General features: G+C 59.8%; 21 protein-coding genes. 11 read left to right on the top strand and 10 right to left on the bottom strand.

All coding sequences use genetic code 11. The features are described 5' to 3' along the window. Positions 1 to 3 precede the first annotated feature (3 nt). Positions 4 to 255, bottom strand: coding sequence for a DUF1344 domain-containing protein (locus ACST81_RS18215; RefSeq protein ID WP_438749638.1), 252 nt, complete (start codon positions 253 to 255; stop codon positions 4 to 6). A gap of 324 nt (positions 256 to 579) precedes the next feature. Here ACST81_RS18215 and ACST81_RS18210 point away from each other — a divergent pair, with 324 nt between their 5' ends. After that, positions 580 to 1,578, top strand: coding sequence for an NAD(P)H-quinone oxidoreductase (locus tag ACST81_RS18210; RefSeq protein ID WP_438749637.1), 999 nt, complete (start codon positions 580 to 582; stop codon positions 1,576 to 1,578). Positions 1,579 to 1,868: 290 nt separating this feature from the next. Here the strand turns inward: ACST81_RS18210 and ACST81_RS18205 are convergent, their stop codons facing one another. The 3 genes from ACST81_RS18205 to ACST81_RS18195 all read right to left on the bottom strand — a co-directional run bounded on the left by ACST81_RS18205 (position 1,869) and on the right by ACST81_RS18195 (position 3,280). After that, positions 1,869 to 2,153 (bottom strand): type II toxin-antitoxin system RelE/ParE family toxin, encoded by a 285-nt coding sequence (locus tag ACST81_RS18205; RefSeq protein WP_438749636.1) that lies wholly within the window; start codon positions 2,151 to 2,153, stop codon positions 1,869 to 1,871. A gap of 36 nt (positions 2,154 to 2,189) precedes the next feature. Continuing rightward, positions 2,190 to 2,468 (bottom strand): CopG family ribbon-helix-helix protein, encoded by a 279-nt coding sequence (locus ACST81_RS18200; protein WP_438749634.1) that lies wholly within the window; start codon positions 2,466 to 2,468, stop codon positions 2,190 to 2,192. A gap of 74 nt (positions 2,469 to 2,542) precedes the next feature. Beyond that, positions 2,543 to 3,280 (bottom strand): DUF3750 domain-containing protein, encoded by a 738-nt coding sequence (locus ACST81_RS18195; protein WP_438749633.1) that lies wholly within the window; start codon positions 3,278 to 3,280, stop codon positions 2,543 to 2,545. Positions 3,281 to 3,355: 75 nt separating this feature from the next. Here ACST81_RS18195 and ACST81_RS18190 point away from each other — a divergent pair, with 75 nt between their 5' ends. From ACST81_RS18190 to ACST81_RS18175, 4 genes are read left to right on the top strand one after another with little or no spacing between them, the layout of a single operon-like run. Beyond that, the gene (locus tag ACST81_RS18190; RefSeq protein ID WP_438749632.1) at positions 3,356 to 4,360 is read left to right on the top strand and encodes an asparaginase; all 1,005 of its coding nucleotides are present in this window, start codon (positions 3,356 to 3,358) and stop codon (positions 4,358 to 4,360) included. Positions 4,361 to 4,404: 44 nt separating this feature from the next. Further along, on the top strand, positions 4,405 to 4,686 hold the full coding sequence (locus tag ACST81_RS18185) for a type II toxin-antitoxin system RelE/ParE family toxin (RefSeq protein ID WP_438749631.1): 282 nt from the start codon (positions 4,405 to 4,407) through the stop codon (positions 4,684 to 4,686). After that, on the top strand, positions 4,661 to 4,978 hold the full coding sequence (locus ACST81_RS18180; protein ID WP_438749630.1) for a HigA family addiction module antitoxin: 318 nt from the start codon (positions 4,661 to 4,663) through the stop codon (positions 4,976 to 4,978). The genes ACST81_RS18185 and ACST81_RS18180 overlap by 26 nt, the downstream gene beginning before the upstream one ends. Positions 4,979 to 5,005: 27 nt before the next feature. Further along, positions 5,006 to 5,620: a glutathione S-transferase family protein gene (locus ACST81_RS18175; RefSeq protein ID WP_438749629.1), complete on the top strand. Its 615-nt coding sequence runs from the start codon at positions 5,006 to 5,008 to the stop codon at positions 5,618 to 5,620. On the opposite strand, the gene ACST81_RS18170 is transcribed toward ACST81_RS18175, so the two are convergent. Beyond that, positions 5,621 to 5,815 carry a hypothetical protein gene (locus ACST81_RS18170; RefSeq protein WP_438749628.1) on the bottom strand — a complete coding sequence of 65 codons (195 nt, stop codon included), beginning with the start codon at positions 5,813 to 5,815 and terminating at the stop codon, positions 5,621 to 5,623. 92 nt (positions 5,816 to 5,907) lie between these two features. Here ACST81_RS18170 and ACST81_RS18165 point away from each other — a divergent pair, with 92 nt between their 5' ends. After that, entirely contained in the window at positions 5,908 to 6,810 is a 903-nt protein-coding gene (locus ACST81_RS18165; RefSeq protein ID WP_438749627.1) for a LysR substrate-binding domain-containing protein, read from the top strand. 6 nt (positions 6,811 to 6,816) lie between these two features. On the opposite strand, the gene ACST81_RS18160 is transcribed toward ACST81_RS18165, so the two are convergent. Both ACST81_RS18160 and ACST81_RS18155 read right to left on the bottom strand, forming a co-directional pair. Then, positions 6,817 to 7,482, bottom strand: a complete 666-nt coding sequence (locus ACST81_RS18160; RefSeq protein ID WP_438749625.1) for a glutathione S-transferase family protein — start codon at positions 7,480 to 7,482, stop codon at positions 6,817 to 6,819. 104 nt (positions 7,483 to 7,586) lie between these two features. Next, positions 7,587 to 8,960, bottom strand: a complete 1,374-nt coding sequence (locus ACST81_RS18155) for a TIGR03808 family TAT-translocated repetitive protein (RefSeq protein ID WP_438749623.1) — start codon at positions 8,958 to 8,960, stop codon at positions 7,587 to 7,589. A gap of 234 nt (positions 8,961 to 9,194) precedes the next feature. Here ACST81_RS18155 and ACST81_RS18150 point away from each other — a divergent pair, with 234 nt between their 5' ends. Together ACST81_RS18150 and ACST81_RS18145 are read left to right on the top strand one after the other, a co-directional pair. Then, positions 9,195 to 11,504 (top strand): sensor domain-containing protein, encoded by a 2,310-nt coding sequence (locus ACST81_RS18150; protein ID WP_438749622.1) that lies wholly within the window; start codon positions 9,195 to 9,197, stop codon positions 11,502 to 11,504. A 198-nt stretch (positions 11,505 to 11,702) separates the two neighbouring features. Then, a complete protein-coding gene (locus ACST81_RS18145) occupies positions 11,703 to 12,506 on the top strand; it encodes a L,D-transpeptidase family protein (RefSeq protein ID WP_438749620.1) in 804 nt (267 codons plus the stop codon). A gap of 36 nt (positions 12,507 to 12,542) precedes the next feature. On the opposite strand, the gene ACST81_RS18140 is transcribed toward ACST81_RS18145, so the two are convergent. From ACST81_RS18140 to ACST81_RS18130, 3 genes are all read right to left on the bottom strand, one after another. Beyond that, complete coding sequence (locus ACST81_RS18140; protein WP_438749619.1) at positions 12,543 to 12,929, bottom strand: response regulator; 387 nt, start codon at positions 12,927 to 12,929, stop codon at positions 12,543 to 12,545. Between the two features lie 2 nt (positions 12,930 to 12,931). Continuing rightward, on the bottom strand, positions 12,932 to 14,863 hold the full coding sequence (locus ACST81_RS18135) for a sensor histidine kinase (RefSeq protein WP_438749618.1): 1,932 nt from the start codon (positions 14,861 to 14,863) through the stop codon (positions 12,932 to 12,934). A gap of 77 nt (positions 14,864 to 14,940) precedes the next feature. Further along, complete coding sequence (locus ACST81_RS18130) at positions 14,941 to 15,420, bottom strand: MarR family winged helix-turn-helix transcriptional regulator (protein WP_438749617.1); 480 nt, start codon at positions 15,418 to 15,420, stop codon at positions 14,941 to 14,943. Positions 15,421 to 15,558: 138 nt separating this feature from the next. On the opposite strand from ACST81_RS18130, the gene ACST81_RS18125 reads away from it, so the two are divergent. The 3 genes from ACST81_RS18125 to ACST81_RS18115 all read left to right on the top strand — a co-directional run bounded on the left by ACST81_RS18125 (position 15,559) and on the right by ACST81_RS18115 (position 20,093). Continuing rightward, positions 15,559 to 15,981: an organic hydroperoxide resistance protein gene (locus tag ACST81_RS18125; RefSeq protein WP_438749616.1), complete on the top strand. Its 423-nt coding sequence runs from the start codon at positions 15,559 to 15,561 to the stop codon at positions 15,979 to 15,981. 141 nt (positions 15,982 to 16,122) lie between these two features. Continuing rightward, positions 16,123 to 16,866: an autoinducer binding domain-containing protein gene (locus tag ACST81_RS18120; RefSeq protein WP_438749615.1), complete on the top strand. Its 744-nt coding sequence runs from the start codon at positions 16,123 to 16,125 to the stop codon at positions 16,864 to 16,866. 140 nt (positions 16,867 to 17,006) lie between these two features. Further along, positions 17,007 to 20,093, top strand: a complete 3,087-nt coding sequence (locus tag ACST81_RS18115; protein WP_438749613.1) for a calcium-binding protein — start codon at positions 17,007 to 17,009, stop codon at positions 20,091 to 20,093. Positions 20,094 to 20,159: the final 66 nt, after the last annotated feature.

Here is a 20,159-nt window from a genome sequence, read left to right as displayed (position 1 = left end):
GTGTCACTGCGCTGGCGTTACCGCCGTTGCCTGATGTTTCTTGCCGATCATGTCATAGGCGACCTTTACCTTTTCGCCGACCTTGATGCCGGGATCCTTGAAGCTGGCAGGCAGCATATAGCTGGTCCCGTCCTTCAACGTCAGCGTCTTGGCGTCGAAGGCGCGGACGGTGCCGGTTGCGGTATTGGCCGCAAATGCGGCGGACGAAAGGGAGATCGCGGAAATGAGGGTAAGGGAAGTCAGAAGAGCACGCATGGGTGTCGTCCTTGATATGGTCCAGTCATCGGGACCGATCGTCGTGAAACCGTCCGGAGTTCGTCGCGTCGCGGTTTGGGGGAACCGCCGGCGTCTCCCGGTTTCGAGGATGAAGCTAGGCCCGGTTTTCCGTCGTTTCAAATTAAAGAAGTTTAATTTTCGGACCGCTTAAGCGAGCGCAATTTCGCCATGATGCGGCGCAGCATCGGCTGCTTCGTTGAGATTTCGCCGCAAGGGTTAAACGATGCCGGAGGCAAACATGGCTTTGCCCTTTTCGCCGGTCGCGTTAGATATTCGGCAACGAGAAAATCCAAGGAGAATGCCGTGAGCCTGCCCACCGAAATGACCTATGTCGATCTTCCGTCTCCCGGCGGGCGGGAAAAGATGGTGCTGGCACGAGGCCCGCTGCCGGACCTCAAGCCCGGCGATATCCTCATTCGTGTCGAAGCCTCCGGCGTCAACCGTCCGGACGTGCTGCAGCGCCTCGGCAATTATCCGCCGCCGCCGGGCGCGGGCCCGATCCTCGGGCTGGAGGTTGCCGGCGAGATCGTAGCGATGGGCGAGGGGGCGGAAGGCTTCATCGTCGGCGACAAGGTTTGCGGTTTGGCAAACGGAGGCGGTTATGCCGAATTCTGCGCGCTGCCGGCAACGCAGGCCATGCCCTGGCCGAAAGGCTATGACGCCGCCCGCGCCGCCGCCCTGCCGGAAACCTTTTTCACCGTCTGGGCGAACGTCTTCCAGATGGCCGATCTGGTGGAAGGCGAAAAGATCCTCATCCACGGCGGATCGAGCGGTATCGGCACCACCGCCATCCAACTCGCCCGGGCCTTTGGCGCGGAGGTGTTTGTCACGGCGGGAAGCAAGGACAAGTGCGATGCCTGCGTCTCGCTCGGTGCCAAGCGGGCGATCAACTATCGCGACGAGGATTTCAAGGCGGTGATCCTCGAAGAGACCGGTGGCCGAGGCGTCGACGTCATCCTCGACATGGTCGGAGCGCCTTATTTCGATCGCAATATCGGCTCGCTTGCCAAGGATGGCCGCCTGTCGATCATCGCCTTCCTCGGCGGTGCCGTTGTCGAAAAAGCCAACATCGCGGCAATTCTCGGCAAGCGCCTGCATATCATGGGCTCGGCCATGCGGCCGCGCACGGCGCCCGAAAAGGAGGCGATCCGCGACGACCTCGAGGACAATGTCTGGCCGCTTTTGGAAGACGGCGACATTGCGCCGGTCATGCATGCGATCGTGCCCTTCGCCGAGGTGGCCGAGGCGCATCGCCTGATGGAGGCCGGCGATCACATCGGCAAGATCGTCCTGACGTTCTAAAGTCTATATCCGTCGCCCTTGCAATCTGGCGAAAACGGACTACCTTCAATGTAACGTCAACGGAACGAAAGGAAGGTGATCCAGTGTCTAATGAGATTTCGAACCTCGTAGCAGGCATGGGAATTGTGGTGGCAACGACGAGGCAGTCCTCGATCTGAACCAGCCTTCCTGCGGGTCATGTTCCAGCAGAGCATGGTCCCGGCCTGTTACCTGGCCAAAACTCATGGAGGGTCGCTGCGAAGCGGCCCTTTTTGTTTGTTTGTTTGTAGCGCCTGACTGCCCCAGCCCGATTATTTTGGATCGCTGGGATCAGGAACCGTGGCCGGGTCGAGCGGATAACGCTTGGCGCTGTAGATGCGCAAGATGAACACGGTATTGTCGATGATCGTGTAGGGAATGATGAAGCCGTAGCGAGGTTCGACAAGCTCGCGAATGTCTTCCCGCAAGGTCTTGCGACCAATCGCCGAATGCTTGGCAACAGGTTCGATGGTTTTGGATATCTGCGCCGCCACCGGTTTGAAGCCGGCAGGATTTTTGCGGCGAAGCCATTCTTTCAGATCATCGAGATCCCGCATGGCATGAGAGGTGAACCGTATGCGCATCAAACGGTTCTATCGCTTCGAAGGTTGGGGCCTGCCTTTTTCCGTATCGCTGCTCCAACTTGAGAGCCAATCCAACACGTCGTCGCCCTCGTAGGATTGCCCTTCCTTCGCATTAAGAACGGCGGCATCCATGTCCGTCAGCCAGCGAAGTTGATTGTTGACATAAGTATCGACCGCGTCGCTGACGATGACGGAGCGAGACCGGCCGGTTTTTTCGGCCAGCGATGCGATCTGCGCTTCCAGGCGTTCCGGAAGTTCCACGACTTGGCGCTTGAGCGGCTGCGACATCCTTGTCTCCATAAGAATTTCGAAGAAAATCCTACCATAGTTTTCTGTAATCGCACCCCAGAACCAAATTTTTCCTACACCCCAAACCGCCCCAGCGCCGGAATCTTGACACCCGGACGCATGACGTCGAAACCCGCCACAAGACCCATGAAATGCAGCTCCAGCCCACTCCGAACGCCTGCGGAGACGCCGAGCAGACCATAGAGTGTCACATGCGCGTCCATCCCGTCGGCATCGATCGCAAACAGCTTGCCCTCCGGCAGATAGTCGCGGCCGACGGCATCCGGCGGCAGCACCGCGCCGATCTGCGGCACGGAGCGCAGCACATAGGCGACGAAGGTGTTGGAGTTTGGTCCCGGCCAGATGCGGTAGGCGCCCGGCTTCGAATAGGGATAAGACTGAATGGCTGCTTCGATCTTCGGGATCAGCCGGGTGGCCTCCTCGCCGTGGATGGCGGTTACCAGATGTGGCAGGTTGGAATACCAGCGTGCATCGGCGGCATAGGCGTTGCGGCGGATCGGCGATCCCCAGCCGACCTTGTCATAGCGGTTGTAGCTGTCGTCGCCCTCCTGTTTGGTGACGATCCAGGAGTGGCTGGCGACAGCACCTTTCAGGCCGCCGGTCGTGGCGGAGAAGATGTAGACGGCAGCCTCGTTGCTGTCCTGCGGTTTCGGCAGGATGTTGGCAGACGACCAGTCCGCTTCCCGCCAGTTTCCGGGCCTGTCCTTGACATACCACCAGCCGGCCGATGCCAACGTCGGCAAGAGGTAGACGATCAGAATGGCGAGAAACAGCCGTCGCAGAAATTTCATGGGCGGGTCCGGGTTTTGAAAGGTTTCGTCTTGGGATAAGACACTGCCGGAACTTGGATTTTTGAGGGCACAAACATGTCGAACCCGGTACTTGTTGAAGTCACGCGCGGCAATCTCGTCGAAAGCCGCCATCGCGGCATGGTGATCGCCGTCGATGGCGACGGAAAAACCGTGTTTTCGCTTGGCGATGCCGATGCCGGCGTCTTCCCGCGTTCGGCCTGCAAGGCGATGCAGGCGCTGCCGTTGATGGAGACGGGGGCGGCCGATGCCTATGGCTTCGACAACCGGGCGCTGGCGCTCGCCTGCTCCTCGCACAATGGCGAGCGCGAGCATGTCGAGCTTGCTGCCGCGATGCTGGCCGCGGCCGGCCGGGATGTCGCGACGCTGGAATGCGGCGATCACTGGTCGTTCAACCAGGATACGATCATCAACCAGGCCCGCACCCTGTCGCAACCGACGGCGCTGCACAACAATTGTTCCGGCAAGCATGTGGGCTTCATCTGCGCCTGCTGCCATAGCGGCGAGGAGACGGCGGGTTATGTTACCTACGATCATCCGTTGCAGCGCGAAATCCGCGGCGTCATGGAAAGCCTGACCGGCGCCGTCCTCGCCCATGACAATTGCGGCACCGACGGCTGCTCGATCCCCACCTATGCCGTGCCGCTCAAGGGCCTTGCCCACGGCTTTGCGAAAATGGCGACGGGCAATGGCCTCGATCCCCTGCGCGCCAAAGGCTCGAAGCGCCTGATCGAGGCCTGCATGGCCGAGCCCTTTTTTGTCGCCGGCTCGAAACGCGCCTGTACCCGCCTGATGCAGACAGCCCCCGGCCGCATCTTCGCCAAGACCGGCGCGGAAGGTGTGTTCTGCGCCGCCATCCCGGAAAAGGGCATCGCCATCGCGCTGAAATGCGAGGACGGCACCACCCGCGCCGCCGAAGCCATGGTCGCCGCCACGCTCGCCCGCTTCTTCACCGACGAACCGGAGCTTCACGCCGCCCTGATGATCCAGGCCAATCATTCGATGAAGAACTGGAACGGCATCCATGTCGGCGACGTCCGGGTCACGCAGGCCTTTGCCTGAGCACGGACGCTTGAAAACCATAACGCACCGCGTTATGTTTTTCCATGATCGGAAGTTTTGCGGACAAGGAAACGCAACTTATCTGGGAGGGCAAGCGCAGTCGCAAGCTTCCCTCCGACATGCAGGCCGTTGCACTTCGGAAATTACGATTGATCAACGCCGCAGCCACCGTGAATGATTTGCGGATACCACCCGGAAATCGGCTTGAATTGCTCAAAGGAGACAGGGCAGGGCAATATTCCATCCGGGTCAACGACCAGTGGCGAATCTGCTTCTTATGGGTTGAAGGAAAAGCGCAGAATGTCGAAATCGCAGATTATCATTAACGGGGACCTGATCGAGAACCCGCATCCGGGCGCCGTTCTTCTGCTGGATTTCCTGCAGCCTATGTCGCTCAGCCAGAACGGTCTGGCGAAGGCCATTCATGTTCCGCCGCGCCGCATCAATGAAATCGTTCTCGGCAAGCGCATGGTCACGGCTGACACGGATCTGCGGCTTGCCCGCTATTTTGGTCTCTCCGAGGGCTTTTTCCTCAGGCTCCAGACAGATTACGAACTGATGGAAAAGAGACGCGAGATCGGAGCAGCGCTGGACCTGATCACGCCGCGTGCGGCCTGAAATCGCTTTTCGGAAAAGGACAAAACCATGCTGACACTGTTCTCCGCGCCTGGCACCTGTGCGTTCGCTTCACATATAGCGCTTGAGGAGGCGGGCGCCGATTTCTCGCTTCATGTGGTCGATTTTTCAAAGCAGGAACAGCGCTCGCCCGAGTTTTTGAGCATCAACCCGAAGGGGCGTGTTCCGGCGTTGAGGACGGACAGGGGTATCCTCACCGAGACCCCGGCGATCCTTGCCTTCATCGGCCAGAGTTTCCCGGATTCGCCTGTGGCGGTCCCCGGCGACCCGTTCGAATTTGCCCGGATCCAGTCCTTCAATGCCTATCTCTGCTCGACCGTGCATGTCGCCCATGCGCATAAGCGGCGCGGCAGCCGATGGTCGGATGATCCGGCGGTGATCGAGGCGCTGACGCTGAAGGTCGCCAGCAATATGAGCGATTGCTGCGCACTGATCGAAAACGAGATGCTGGCCGGTCCCTGGGTGATGGGCGAGAGCTATTCGATCGCCGATCCATATCTCTATACGATCTGCGGCTGGCTTGAAGGCGACGGCGTCGATGTCAGTCGTTTCCCCGGTATCGCCGATCACATCCGACGCATGGCCGAGCGGCCGGCGGTCAAGCGCGCCAAGGCCGCGATCTGATCAGGCCTGGCAGGCGGCGCTGGCATCTCGGTGCATCGGCTGCGTGGGAAAGGGCAGGTCGCCGAGTTCCCGCGCGTCCATCCGGGCAATGTCCGGGTGCCTGAGAACGTCGCGCAGCCAGGTGATCTCGGTCATGTCCTCGCCCCGTGGCAGGCGGGGCAGCAATCTGCCGATATTGGAGAAAATCTTCAGCATGGCATCACCTATTCTCGTTACGGAAAGGATGCTCGTCCGAAACAGCGGCATTTTCAATTGAGATTGCCGCGACTGTGGTATAGAAAAACTATATGGAAAACCTGAATGCCGTCCATCTCAATGGATTGCGCGCGGTCGAGGCCGTCGGCCGGCTCGGCTCGCTGCAGGCCGCTGCCGATGAATTGGGCGTCACCGTCGGCGCCGTCAGCCAGCAGATCATCAAGACGGAAAAGCAGCTTGGCCGGGTTCTGTTCGAGCGGACGCCGCGCGGGCTGACAGGCACTCCGTTTTCGGAGACCTTCCTGCCGCGTTTGACAGGCGGGTTCGAGACGCTCGCACAGGCGGTATCGACCGCCCGCAGGCGTGACGAATCGATCCTGACGATTTCCGTGGCGCCGGTTTTCGCTGCCCGCTGGCTGGTATGCCGGCTGGATCGCTTCGCCGAGAAGCATCCCGACATTCGCCTGCGCATCGATGCGACGACGGCTCTGGTCAATCTGGAAAATTCCGGCGTCGATGTCGGTATCCGCGTTGGCTTGGGCAACTGGCCGGATGTGAAGGCCGAGTTGCTTCTGGAGCAGGAGGTCTTCCCGGTCTGCTCGCCCACAATGGCGGAAGGATTGAAGACGCCGCGCGATCTTCTCGGTGTCCCCGCCGTTCTCGACGGCCGTTCGATGTTCAGTTGGGAAACTTGGCTGCGCGACGTCGGTCTATCGGGTGAAACAATGAACACGCGCCATGTCTTCAACGACGCGTCACTTTGCCTAGACGCCGCCATCGCCGGCCAGGGCGTCATGCTCGCCTGGCAGACGCTGGCCGGTTACTCGATCATCGAAGGTCGTCTTGTCGTGCCGTTTCCGGTGCGGGTGAAGACGGGGTTCGCGCATTATTTCGTCACGCCGCCGTCACGGCGCGAGACGCCAACGGTTACGGCCTTCAAGCAGTGGGTGCGAGAGGAAATCGAAGACAGCATGCAGCGCCTGGGCTTTGCCTGACGGCGGTCAGGCGTCCGCCACTTCCTTGTGTCGTCCCGCCATCATCCGCTCGAAGGCCGGCCGCGCATGGCAGCGGGCAAGCCAGCCTTTCATATGCGGGTATTTTTCGAACAGATAGGTTTCGCTCATCGCATAGCGGATCACTTCCGCCAGGTTGAGATCGGCGACGGTGAAACGGTTTCCAACCACATAATCGGTCGCCTGCAGATGTGTGTTGAGCCGCGCCAGCGGCTTTTCCAGCCCGTGAACGGCGGTTGTTATGACTGCCTGTCCCTCCGGCGTGTTGTCCCGGGCATTATCATAGGTCAGCACGATCCTGACGCTGTGCGGCTCGACTTCGGTCGCCGCCCAGAGCGTCCAGGCGGTCATCTCGCCTTCCTCGCGGACATCGGCGCCCGAAAGCGGGCCACCATGCTTGCGGGCAAGGTAGAGATTGTTGGCGAGCGATTCCGACAGAACCAGCCCGTCGTCCTCGATCGCCGGGATGAGGCCCATCGGGTTGACGGTGAGGAAGGCCGGCGATTTCGTGTTGAGCGGCGCGTCGGGCGCCAGGGGATCGGCGAGCCTGCGCGCCTGGATCACCGGCACGGACCGGTAGGGAATGCCCATTTCCTCCGCCATCCAGTAATTGCGCGATGCGCGCGAGCGGTAGACACCGTAGATCGTCAGCATGATTGTTTCCCCTCTTGTCGAATAGGGCGCAGGTTAGGGCAATGCCGCCGCCGCTTGAAGCGGAAGCCGTTGATACCAGACATGAAATCTTGTGATGGTTCGGCTCAACTGACGCGATTGTTCGAGAGGGTGAGGTGCGCGAAAGCCCCGGCTCCGGATGTCATCAGGTCGCCGGTCGTCTTGTCGTTCCAGCGATAGCCGAGAATGCCGCCGTCCTTGACGTCCTGGAACAGGTTGTTGGCGATGAGGGCGGTGCCGGCACCCTCGACCACGGTGACGTAACAGCCGCCGCCTGCGCCGCGCACCAGGTTTCCGGTCGCGACGACGTCGCGCATATAGGGCCCCCAGCCCAGCATCAGCCCCCATTTCGGCGCGTTCTCGATGATATTGCCGGTGACGACCGTATCCGCCTCGACGGCGATGCCGAAGCCGAAGCCCGCGCCGTCATGGATATAGGGTCCGTCGACATGCAGGTTTCGGACGATATTGTCGTTGACAGCCGCGAGCCTGCCGCCCTCGTTGAAATTGCAGATGATGATGCCGTTCGCCGCGCCGTCGATCAGGTTGCCGGAAACGATCGCGCCTTGAAAGCCGAATTCGGAATAGATCGCCGTCTCGCCGGAGCGCAGGCATTGGTTGTTCGCGATGTGCACGTTGCTGGCGCTGTTGGCGCGAATGGCCGAGAAGGCGCAGTCGGAAATGTGGTTGCCGGTCACCATCACCCCGCCAGCGCGGAAGACATTGATGCCATTGCCGTTCTCGCCGGTGCCGCCGTCGGTCGCGGTGATGCGGTAAACGCGGTTGCCGCTGACCAGCGTACCGTCCTCGCCCGCCTGCCAGCGATGCACCAGGATGCCGCCATTGCCGCAATCGAAGACGGTGTTGCCGGTGACCGCCAGTCGCTCGCTTTCCACCGCGTAAATGCCGGAAGAGGCCGCACCGGAAATGCTGTTCTCATCGATCCGGCCGCCGCAATGTTCGGCGTTGATCCCATGTTTCGCCGAGCCGGTGATCGTGCAATTGCTGATCGTCAGGTCCTTGACGGCGCGCAGGTTGAGAAGCCCCCCGACTTCCTCGTCGAGCGACTTGCCGCCGCCGTCGAGGACGAGGTCCGAGAGGGTCAGCTTGGCCAACGCTTCGCCGGCCATGAAGCGTCCGCCGCCGGCATGGATCAGCCGGGTGCGTCCGGGAACGCCGCTGAGCCAGAGGGTATCGGGCAGGGTGATGCCGGAAACCAGATAGTCCCCGGCCGGCAGGAAAACCGGCAGGCCCCGTTCGGCCGCATCGATAAACAGCCGGTTCATCGCCTGGCTCTGGTCCGACACGCCGTTCGGGATGACATCATAGCCGGATATGTCGATCGTGCCGCGCAACCCGTCCGTCTGCGGCTTCAGCTTGGCGGCCATGGCAACCCTGCTTGTGGTGGCGCAGATGCCGAGCGAGGCGATCGAGGAGAGGAGCAGGCGGCGGGTGTACATGAGCAATCCTTTATACTTGCCAAGCATAGATCATGCCATTGCTTCATGCACCGAAATGATACGAAATTTAAGCATCTGGCGATGGAGAAAACCAAAAATGGCGGAGGAGAAAAGCATTATTCGGCCCTTTGCGAATACTGTCTTTAGGGAAGAATAACTTCTCGCTGCTAAAACCGTGGGAGAAATCAAGGAAAATCGACGGTTTGATCGACGCATCCGTCCCTGGAGGCTTGCTTGACGAAGAACTTTGACCGTTTTCGCAAGGATGGCGCGACCAGGATCGCCAGCAACGACGACACGCAGCGCCTGATCGCCGCAAGCCAGCGCCTGGGTGCGGAAGTCTCTCGCATGTTCGGCCCCGAACCCGACATCGCCGATCGCCACTACTGGCTTGAGGCGATGATGAACCACATTCCCGACTATATCTACGCCAAGGACCTCGAAGGCCGCTTCCTTATCGCCAACCAGGCGACGGTCGCCGACAACGGATTCCAGGAAATGCAGGATATCGTCGGCAAGACCGATTTCGACCTGCATCCCGCCGAACTTGTCGGGAATATGGTGGCGACGGAACGGAATGTCATCGAAACGGGGCAGTCGATCTTCGGCATGGAGGAAAAGGCCTTCGTCAGCAAGGGCAAGGAGCGCTGGCTGATGACCTCGAAGGTGCCACTGCGCAACAAGCAGGGCGCCACGATCGGGATCGTCGGCGTCTCGCGCGACATCACCGATCGCAAGCGGGCGGAGCGCCTGCTGGTCGGCCAGGCCCGGCTTTTGGAGTTGATCGCCGCGAGCACACCGCTCTCCACGTTCTTCAACGAACTCATCCTGATGATCGAGGCGCATCTGCCGGGGATCATCGGCTCGATCCTCTTGCTGTCGCCGGACAAGAAACACCTGTTGACGGGTGCCGCGCCGGGGCTTGATACAGCGTATTGCGCGGCAATCCACGGCGTGCCGATCGGTCCCAAGGTCGGTTCCTGCGGTACCGCCGCCTGGCGCGGAGAGCCGGTCTTCGTGGAAGACATCATGACCGACCCGCTTTGGGAGGATTATGCCGAACTCGTGCGGCCGTTCGGATATCGCTCCTGCTGGTCGACGCCGATCCGGTCCTATCAAGGCGACGTGCTTGGCACGTTCGCGCTCTATTCCTGCAGTCCCGGCGTTCCGACGACCGAACAATGCGAGTTGATCTCCATGGCCGCGCATCTGGCCGGCATCGCCATCGAGCGACGGCAGTCGGAAGAGCGCATCCATTTCATGGCGCATCACGATGCGCTGACCGGCCTGCCGAACCGCGTCCTGTTCGACGAACGCGTCGCCAATGCCTTGCAGCAGGCGCGGGCCAGCGGCCAGTGGGTGGCGCTCGCCTTCCTTGATCTCGACAATTTCAAGCTGATCAACGATACGCTCGGTCACAAGGCCGGCGACGAACTGTTGCGCGTGGTTGCGGCGCGCATGCTCGGCTGCGTGCGCAAGTCGGACATGATCGTGCGTGTCGGCGGCGACGAATTTATCATTTTGCTCAACGGCCTGCCGACCGAGAGCGGCGTCGTCGTGTCGCGGCTGGAAGAGATCCGCGCGGCCATCGGCGCCCCGTTGACCCTCGACGGGCGCACCCTGCAGGTCAGTTGCAGCATGGGTGTCGTCTGTTATCCCGATCATGGCCAGATCGCCACCGAACTGCTCGCCAATGCCGATTCCGCCATGTATCGCGCCAAGGAAGCCGGCCGCAACAATCTTCAGGTGTTCGACGCCGAAATGGCGGCCAAGGCGCATGAAAAGCTTCAGCGGCACGAGGAGTTGCGCGAGGCTGTCGCCCGCGGCGAATTCGTGCTGCATTACCAGCCGCAGATGAACCTGAAGGCCAACCGGATATTCGCCGCCGAATCGCTGCTGCGCTGGCAGCATCCGCAGCGCGGCCTGATGTCGCCTGGCGATTTCATTCCGCTGGCCGAGGAAACCGGCCTCATTGTGCCGATCGGCGACTGGGTGCTGAACGAAGCGTGCCGCCAGAACAAGGCCTGGCAAGATGCGGGCCTGCCGCCGATCGTCGTCAGCGTCAACGTGTCGGCCCGGCAGTTCCGCGAACGCAACTGGGTGTCGCGCGTCGCAGCCGCCCTGGAGGAAAGCGGGCTGGAAGCCTGCTATCTCGAGCTTGAACTGACCGAAAGCCTGATCATGCAGGATGTCGGCAGCGCGATCGCCACCATGCACGAACTGGAAGAACTGGGTGTGCATCTGGCCATCGATGATTTCGGCACCGGTTATTCGTCCCTGAGCGCGCTCAAGCGTTTCCCGGTCCGCCGGTTGAAGATCGACCGCTCCTTTGTTCAGGATATCCCCAGCGATACCGATGACAAGGCGATCACCGGAGCGATCATCTCGCTGGCGCAGAAACTGCAGATGCAGGTCATCGCCGAGGGTGTCGAGACACAGGCCCAGGTCGATTTCCTTCGTTCCAGCGGCTGCGACGATATCCAGGGTTATTTCGTCAGCCGGCCTGTCGGTGCCAATGCCTTCGTGGCTCTCCTGTCGCGCTGAGACACCACCGGTATGTGCTCTTTTTGCATCGGTCATCTGTTGTTGCGCTGCAGCAGTGGAACCGGATAGCCGCAAGCCCCGTTCCAGCCGCAATTGCCATACTTGTGGCAGGGGCCGGTGTCTCATCTCCGGTGTAGATGCCTCACGTGGTCCCTGCCGCGTATCCGCCAATCCGCGTCAACGGAATTTATAGAGTTCATGACCCTCTCCAAATCCTTCTCCCGCCGGCAGTTTCTTACCGCGTCCGGACTGGCTGTCGCGTCCGCAGGGCTTGCCGGCTGCACGTCATCCATGAATACCGACCGTTTCCGGGCCGAGACAGCCCCCTATTTTCGCGATCCGCGGCTGGAAGGCCGTTACTTCGGCCCCCGCTTCGATGGCACGCCAGAACAGGCCGTCGGCAACGGCCTGCCGGAAACCCGTATGGAGCCAAGCGGCCTGCCGGCGCAGTCGGCCTATTATGCAGAAATGTACGGCCCCAAATATGATGGCGGCTTCAGCATTCCCGCCGTTCCCTATCAGCAGGTCGATGCGCGCTTCTACCGCCAGGAGGTCGACAACACATTCGGCGAGAAGCCGGGCACGATCATCGTCGATACCGGCGAACGCTTCCTCTATCTCATCCTGTCGAACGGCCGCGCGATGCGCTACGGCGTCGGCATCGGCCGCGAGGGCTTTGCCTGGTCGGGCAGGGGCGTCATCCAGTGGAAGCAGACCTGGCCGCGCTGGAAGCCGCCGAACGAGATGGTCGCCCGCCAGCCGCATCTTCAGCAATATTCCATCGCCAATGGCGGCATGGCGCCGGGATTGAACAATCCGCTCGGCGCCCGCGCCATGTACATTTTCAAGAATGGCGAGGACACGCTCTACCGCCTGCACGGCACGCCGGAATGGCAGTCGATCGGCAAGGCGACGTCGTCGGGCTGCGTGCGGCTGATCAACCAGGATGTCATCGACCTCTACGGCCGCGTCCGCGACAAGGCGCCGATCCTCGTGATCTGATCGTTTCGGGCTTGCATATGCGCTGGCACGGGGCCTTCAGGCCCCGTACTTTTCTTCTCCGAGAAGCGCCGTCATCACGCGCAGGTTTTCCGGCGTCAACGGCTTTTCGAAATAGCTTTTGACAAAGTCGTATTTCAGCGCCCTCTCCCGGTCGGCGGCATGGTGTGAACTGGTCAGCATCGCGACCACCGGAGCATGTGTCTCGAACTCCTTGGTATAGTGTTCCAGAAATTCGAAACCGTTCATGACAGGCATATTGATATCGAGGATGATGGCATCCGGTGTCATGTCCTTGAGTACGCCCAGCGCCTCCAGGCCGTTCATGGCCTTCACCACCTTGATGGCGGGGTCGAACCGGCGGATCGTGTAGGTGCAGATGAACAGATCGTTTTCATCGTCATCGACGGTCAATATCGAATGCATGCTCATCTCCTCTGGTCCTCCGGCAATGTCACGGTAAAAATGCTGCCCTTGTCCTGCCGCCTGTAGGCAACGGTGCCGCCGAGATGCTCGACGCTCTTGCGCAGGATATAGAGCCCCAGCCCGCTGCCCTGGGCATGCGTCGGGTGGAAGCGCTTGAACATCTGGAACAGCTGTTGTTCGTTCTGCGGCGGAATGCCGAGCCCGTTATCGGTTACCGACAGGACGAAGCGGCCCTTGACGGTCGAGGCGCGAATAAAGACCTCCGGCGATGCCTCGGCCGGATCGTGATATTTCACCGCGTTCGACAGCAGATTGTCGAGGATGATCTGGAAGCGGCTGAGCTTCTTGTGGATGGTCATCGTTTCGGGAATATCGATATGCATGGCCGTGCGGCGGCCGCCATCGGTAAAATGCAGTTTCTCCACCGTCTCGCGCACGGCCGCGGCAACGGCAATCGGCGTATCCGGCTCGTCCATCATCTTCGCACGGGTAAGATAGATGATGTTCTGGATGAGATGATCGAGCTTGCGGAAGCTTTGATCGATGCGCGATAGCACCGGTTGCACCTCCGGTCCGCCGGCACCCTGGCGGATCATGTCCTCGGCAATCGAGATCAGCCCCAGCGACGAGGCGATCGGCGAGCGCAGGTCGTGCGAGGTCCGGTAGGAGAATTCCTCCAGTTCTGCATTCGCATCCAGAATATCGCGTTCATACGCCTTGCGTTCGGAAATATCGCGAACGACGCCGCTGTAGATTACCTGGCGACCGAGATCGATGCGGGCAATGGAGAGATCGACCGGAAAAGTCGATCCGTCCTTGCGCTGCCCCTCCGCTTCCCGGCCGACGCCGATGATCTTGGCTTCGCCGGTTTTCTTGTAGTTCGCCAGATACTGGTCATGCTCGTCACGATAGGGCGGGGGCATCAGCATGCGGATGTTCTGCCGCAGCATTTCTTCGGCGGAATAACCGAATATCCGTTCGCAGGCGGGATTGATGGAAAGGATGGTGCCCCGATCGTCGATGGTGATGAAACCATCGATCGCCGTGTCGATGATTGCTGCCAGACGTTGCCGACTTTCGGAAAGCTGCACCGCCATCCTGCGCGAGCTTTCGGCGCTTCGAAAGGCATAGACGATCAGGCAGGCAAAGACGCTACCGGAGAGAAGCAATACGCCGAGCAGGGTGGTGCGGGCATTGGCGTTTTCGCCGGCCGGAAGCTCTTGTGTGAACATAACCTCCTGCCGCATCATCTCGACATAGGTCAGCGACAGAAGCAGGAGATAGGTGGAGGCCGCCAGTGTCGCTGCCACGATCGCCTGGCTATAGCCGAGCTTCTCGACGCCGGCGAAGATCAACCCCGTCGAAAGCCCGAAGAAGCAGAGCGCCGTCTGTGGCGACATGCGCGCCAAGGGCAGCCAGTCCTGCGCCGTGGTGATGCTGAGCGCATAGCCAATGAGTGCGCTGACGGAAATCATGCAGACGAGGGCGGCGCAGATCAGCCTGACATTCGAATGGCGCCTGAGGAACGCGGTCAGCACCACGGCGGCGTTGATCAGGATGAAGCAGGCGGCGGTATTGGGTGCCATGCGCCCGGGATGGGCCGTGTTGGTGGTGAAAAAAGGGGTGACGAAAAAGCGGTCGATCCCGAAGTCGACTAAAAAAAGATGCTGGCAGAGGATGAGCGCGGTGAAGGTTGCCGTGAGCAAAGCCGGTAGCATGGCTTGGCGAGGCATGCCTGAAAATAGCAAGGAATAGGCGATGCCGGTCAACAGGAAGCTCAAGGCGGTATTGAACTGCATGGCAAACAGCAAAGGCGCAGCTTTCGCCAGCGCATCAGGACGCATCAGCCAGAGCGACATGATCGCAAGGCTTACGGCGATGCTCAGCCCTCCCGCGAAGAGGCCGAGCCGTTCCCATGTAAACCCGTTGCGCAACCACCGTCTCCCAGCGACAAGAATCGCTCGGACAGATATACCGCGATGGTTGCATATTGGAAGGATCGACTGGTGTTTTAGCTGCGCTGATTGTCATCCAGATGGCGATTGAGATCGCCGAGCGCCGAACGAAGGGCCGCGGCCTCCTCCATGCTGCAGCCGGTCGCCTTGCCGATTTCCATCAGGATACCAAAGGCTTCGGTCTTCAGGTCCTGGCCTTTCGGGGTCAGCCTGATGATGACCTGGCGCTCGTCGCTCTTGTCGCGCGTGCGGCTGACGAAGCCGGCTGTTTCCAGCCGCTTCAGCAGGGGGGAGAGCGTTCCGGAATCAAGCCCGAGTTCCTCACCGATCCCCTTCACCGTCATGCTGTCCTTCTGCCAGAGGGCAAGCAGCACGAGATATTGCGGATAGGTCAGACCGAAACGGTCAAGCAGCGGCTTGTAGGTGCGGTTGAACGCATGCGCGACGGAATAGACGGCAAAGCAGAGTTGCTGGCCTAGCGCCAGCGCTTCACCATCCTTCAGTATGCCCTTACCGTTGTCATCATTTCCGTCCATGCTGCATTCTCTCAGTTTTGCCGACGATTTGCAATTTGCAAAATTGTATTGCGTCAAATTAAATTATGCGCTATTGAAAACACAAGCAAATGCATTGCCCGTAATTTTCCCGCCAAACCCAGAACCAAGGAGACAGACATGCCCATTCTTTACACAACCAAGGCATCCGCCACCGGTGGCCGCGCCGGCCATGCCGTCAGTGAAAATGGCGTTCTCGATGTGACGCTGACCGTTCCGAAGGAACTCGGCGGCGATGGCGCCACCGGCACCAATCCCGAGCAACTGTTCGCGGCCGGCTATTCCGCCTGCTTCCTCGGCGCGCTGAAGTTCGTTGCCGGCAAGGAAAAGGTAAAAATTCCGGATGACGCCTCTGTCACCGCCACCGTCGGCATCGGCCCGCGCGAAGACGGAACCGGCTTCTACATCACCCCGTCCATCTCGGTGAACCTGCCGGGTATCGATCGCGAAATCGGCGAAAAACTCGTCGCCGCCGCCCATATCGTCTGCCCCTACAGCCACGCGCTGCGCACCTCAAACGAAGTTTCGGCCAAGCTGGCCTGAGACGGCTTCATCGGATCAGGACAAAAAAACGCCCGGTGGATCGATCCGCCGGGCGTTTCTGTCTTCACAGGCTGATCGGGATGGCGGCTTGTCAAAATCCGCCCTATGCTCTCCACTGTTCAGTGGGGCGAGGATACGCGCATGGACATGTTCATCGGTGATGTCGAGCCGGGCGATATCTTCGCCGCGATCCATGATGTCTTGCGGGCCAAGACAGCGGAGGCCTGCACCGCGATCTTCCGCGCCGTTCTCGATCGATGCGATATCGATACATTCGCGACAGGGGAGGTGGATCTCCGATCCCGCTCCCGTTCCGTCTTTCACGTCATCGACTGGCCGGACGACTGGCGACATTATTATTTCTCTTCCGGCCTCGTTCACCGCGATCCGCTGGTGACCGCGCTTGAACATCGCGTCAGCCCCTTCACCTGGGCGGAACTGCGGGCGGACCGCACCCTGCCGCAGGCGGGGACCGAAGCCTTGGAGCGCACGGCGGAGGCCGGTTGGGTCGACGGCCTTGTTGTTCCCCTGCCGCGCGGCGGCGGCAAGCGTGTGGGCATTGTCAGCATCGTTGCGCGACGGACACTGATCAGCGATGCCCAGAAGCACCTGCTGCCGGCACTCTGCATCTGCTATCACGAACGCCTGCGCGGCCTCGTCTCCGCGCAACGCTTGCCCGTACCGCCTGCCGGCCTGACCTCGCGCGAATTCGATTGCCTGGCGCTGATCGCCCGGGGCATGTCGGACCGCCAGATCGCTACCGAACTCGGTATGGCGGTCTCGACCGCGCACGAGCATGTCGAAAACGCCCGCAAGCGCTTCGAAGCCGCCACCCGTGCCGAACTCGCCGCCGCGGCCGTTTCGCTTGGTGTCATCCATTTCTGATGAAAAAGAATCCTCCCGCAGCGATTGTTTCCAATGCAACCCTTGCTATAAATCCATCATCGCATAGCGCGGCAGGGCATTAGGTTCGTCACAGCTTAACCGCCTGATTATCGAATTAAATTGGGTGGATGGCGGAAAGCATGGCGAAGATTGTCGGGACGACGAGTGCTGAGGAAAAGCTGATCGGCACGGCCGAGGACGACATCATCATCGGTGGCCCGGGAACGAACATCCTCTATGGCAAGGGTGGCGCCGACACCTTCGTGATCAAGGCGAACCTGATCACGACGAAGAGTTCAACCTACGATACGATCAAGGACTTCCAGGTTGGTGTAGACAAGATCGATCTGTCGGTACTCGGTGTCTCCAGTTGGGATCAGTTTCAGTCCCTTGTGTACCGTGGCCCAACCTCTGTCGGCATTGGTTTGGAATACAACAAGGTTCGGCATATCCTGAACCTGTCGAACATAACGTTCGATCAGCTTTCAGCGGACGATTTCATCTTTGATACGTCCGGCCCCCGGGTTCTGTCCGGCACCAAATATATTGATACGATTCTCGGCAGTGCGGGCGACGATACGCTGACCGGCGGTGTGAGCGATACTGTTTATGGTGGGGACGGCAATGACACCTTAAGGGGAAGCGGGACGCTCTATGGTGGAGCGGGCGATGATATGTTGAACGGATATGATGTTTCCCACGGCGGCAAGGGAAACGATACCCTGATCTGCCGTGGTTCTGTCTATGGCGACAGCGGCAGGGATGTCTTCAAGCTGGTTGGTTACGGCTTTTCGTCCTCCACGATTGAAGATTTCAAGATCGGGGTGGACAAGATCGATCTTTCGGAGTTTGGAATTTACAGTTTCGATCAGTTGAAACTGGTCCTGAAACCATCGTTCAGCGGCGGCTTTGCCTCTATCGTTACGTATTATGGTTCTGACGCGCCCAATTACGCCCGTCCTTCTGAGCACAGGATTCGCGATCTCAAGGTTGGTGATCTCAGTGCCTCCGACTTTATCTTCACGTCATCCGATGTAAAGCCGAGGAACGGGACCGCCCTCAACGATTTCCTCCTCGGCAGCAATGGCGCCGATGTCCTGAAGGCGGGCGCCGGTTCCGACGAAGTGTTTGCCGGCGACGGTGACGATATCATCATCGACGGCCAGGGCGGATGGAACACGCTCTATGGAATGGGTGGCGCCGACACGTTCAAGCTGGCTGCCCGGTTTTCCGCGGAACTGGAAGGCACCTGGGATGTCATTGCCGATTTCGAAGTCGGAAAGGACAAGATCGACGTTTCCGCACTGGGAATATCGGATTTCGGCCAGATGCAGGCGATCCTTGAAATGCGGAATGCCAAGGATACGGTTTTCGACGCCTATACATCCGAAGAGTTCAATTTCGGCGCAACGCTCAAGAATGTGTCGATGCACGACTTGAAGGCTTCCGACTTCATTTTTTCGATGAGCGGAGCGAAGAACCAGACGGGCAATCATTATTCGGGACGGATGTTCGGCAGCCGGGAGGGCGAGACGCTCAACGGCGGCGCTGGCGACGATGAAATTTACGGCGGCGGCGGAAACGACTATCTGATTGGCGGCGATGGCATCGACAAGCTTTTCGGAGGCGCCGGGAACGATATTCTCGACGGCAGAGGTGGGGATATCCTGTATGGCGGCACGGGCAATGATACGTTCTTTCTCTCCGACCGTTACTCTGTCAGCATGGTGATTGCCGATTTCGAGGTCGGTGTCGAAAAGATCGATCTAACCACGATCGGCATATCGAGCCTGGATCAGGTTCAAGCCATCATGGTATCGAAGAGTCCAACGGATATCGGCTTCACAGTTGAGGTGGATGGCCGTTTTGTCTCGGTAACCTGGATGAATCTCGCGCTGTCCTCTTTCACATCGCGGGATTTCATCTTCTCCAAGCGGGGAGCCCTCAATCTGACCGGGACGAGCCGCGATGACTGGTATTTCGGCAGCGTCAAGGCGGATACGCTGAAGGGTGGCGACGGCAACGATCATCTTTTGGGCGGAAATGGCAACGACATCCTGGATGGGGGAGGGCTTGATGACACCGTTTATGGTGGCTTGGGTAATGACACCATTGATGGCGGCGAAGGCCGGGATATCCTTCACGGCGAAGCAGGTAACGATGTCATTCGTGGCGGTGATGGTGATGACACGATTTATACCGGCCTCGGCAAGGATTCCGTCGATGGTGGTTTAGGCCTCGACAAGGTCCGTTTTGTTTTGAAAACCAGCCTCGATTTGACCACTCCGACCAACAGTACCGGCGAAGCCCAGTTTACCACCTATCTCAATATCGAGGAGTTCCACGGTTCAGCGGCATCCGATCGCATGGTCGGAACTCGCGGCATCGATATTTTTTATGGTGAGGCCGGCAACGACACCTTGAAGGGCATGGGTGGGAACGACGTGCTTCGGGGTGGAGACGGCAATGACCGGCTCGACGGCGGCGATGGCAACGACAAGGTGTTGGGCGGCAACGGTAATGATGTGTTGGGTGGAGGTGCTGGCAAGGATCGGATCGATGGTGGACTTGGCGACGATCTGATCATCGCCAGCAGTTATGATGATGTTTATGGTGGCATCTGGGGTTCTGACACAGTGGATTTCTCACGACAGGTGACGCTGAGTCTGGACGACCGCAGGCTCAACACCGGCGAAGCCGAAGGCTCGAATTATTATGAGGTCGAGATTTTCGATGGTTCGGACGCCGATGACATCATGGTTAGCAACGACTCTTCTCACACCTTTATCGGCGGTGGCGGCAATGACAGGCTCGCCGGTATGAACGGTTTTGACGTGCTGTCCGGCGTAGATGGCAACGACCTGCTCTATGGCGGACGGGATGCAGATAAGCTGACCGGCGGCAAGGGCGCGGATGTCTTTCTATATAACTATATCACCGACTCCAACAACTCGGACGAGGCGCGTGATACGATCTTCGACTTCTCTGGAGAAGAAGGCGATCGTATCGATCTTTTCAATATCGACGCCAGCACGAAGGTTGCCGGCGACCAGGCGTTCATCTATCTCGGAAAAGGCGCCTTCACCGGCAAGGCCGGCGAGTTGCGCTATGACAAGCTGGCATCCGACACCTACATTTACGCCGATACCAACGGCGACAAGAAAGCCGATTTCTCGATTCATCTCGACGACGCGGTCGCCCTGTCGAAGGGGTATTTCATGCTCTGAGTGCTCTGCGTTCGGCAGAACGGATACATCCACCAAACAAGAACGGCGGCTCCATCGGGCCGCCGT

Origin of the sequence: Pararhizobium sp. O133, assembly GCF_051669845.1 — a bacterium.
In the GTDB taxonomy this organism is placed as follows: Bacteria; Pseudomonadota; Alphaproteobacteria; order Rhizobiales; family Rhizobiaceae; genus Pararhizobium.
The sequence above is the reverse complement of the archived record's forward strand: the minus strand, read 5'-3'. Positions and strand labels throughout refer to the sequence as shown.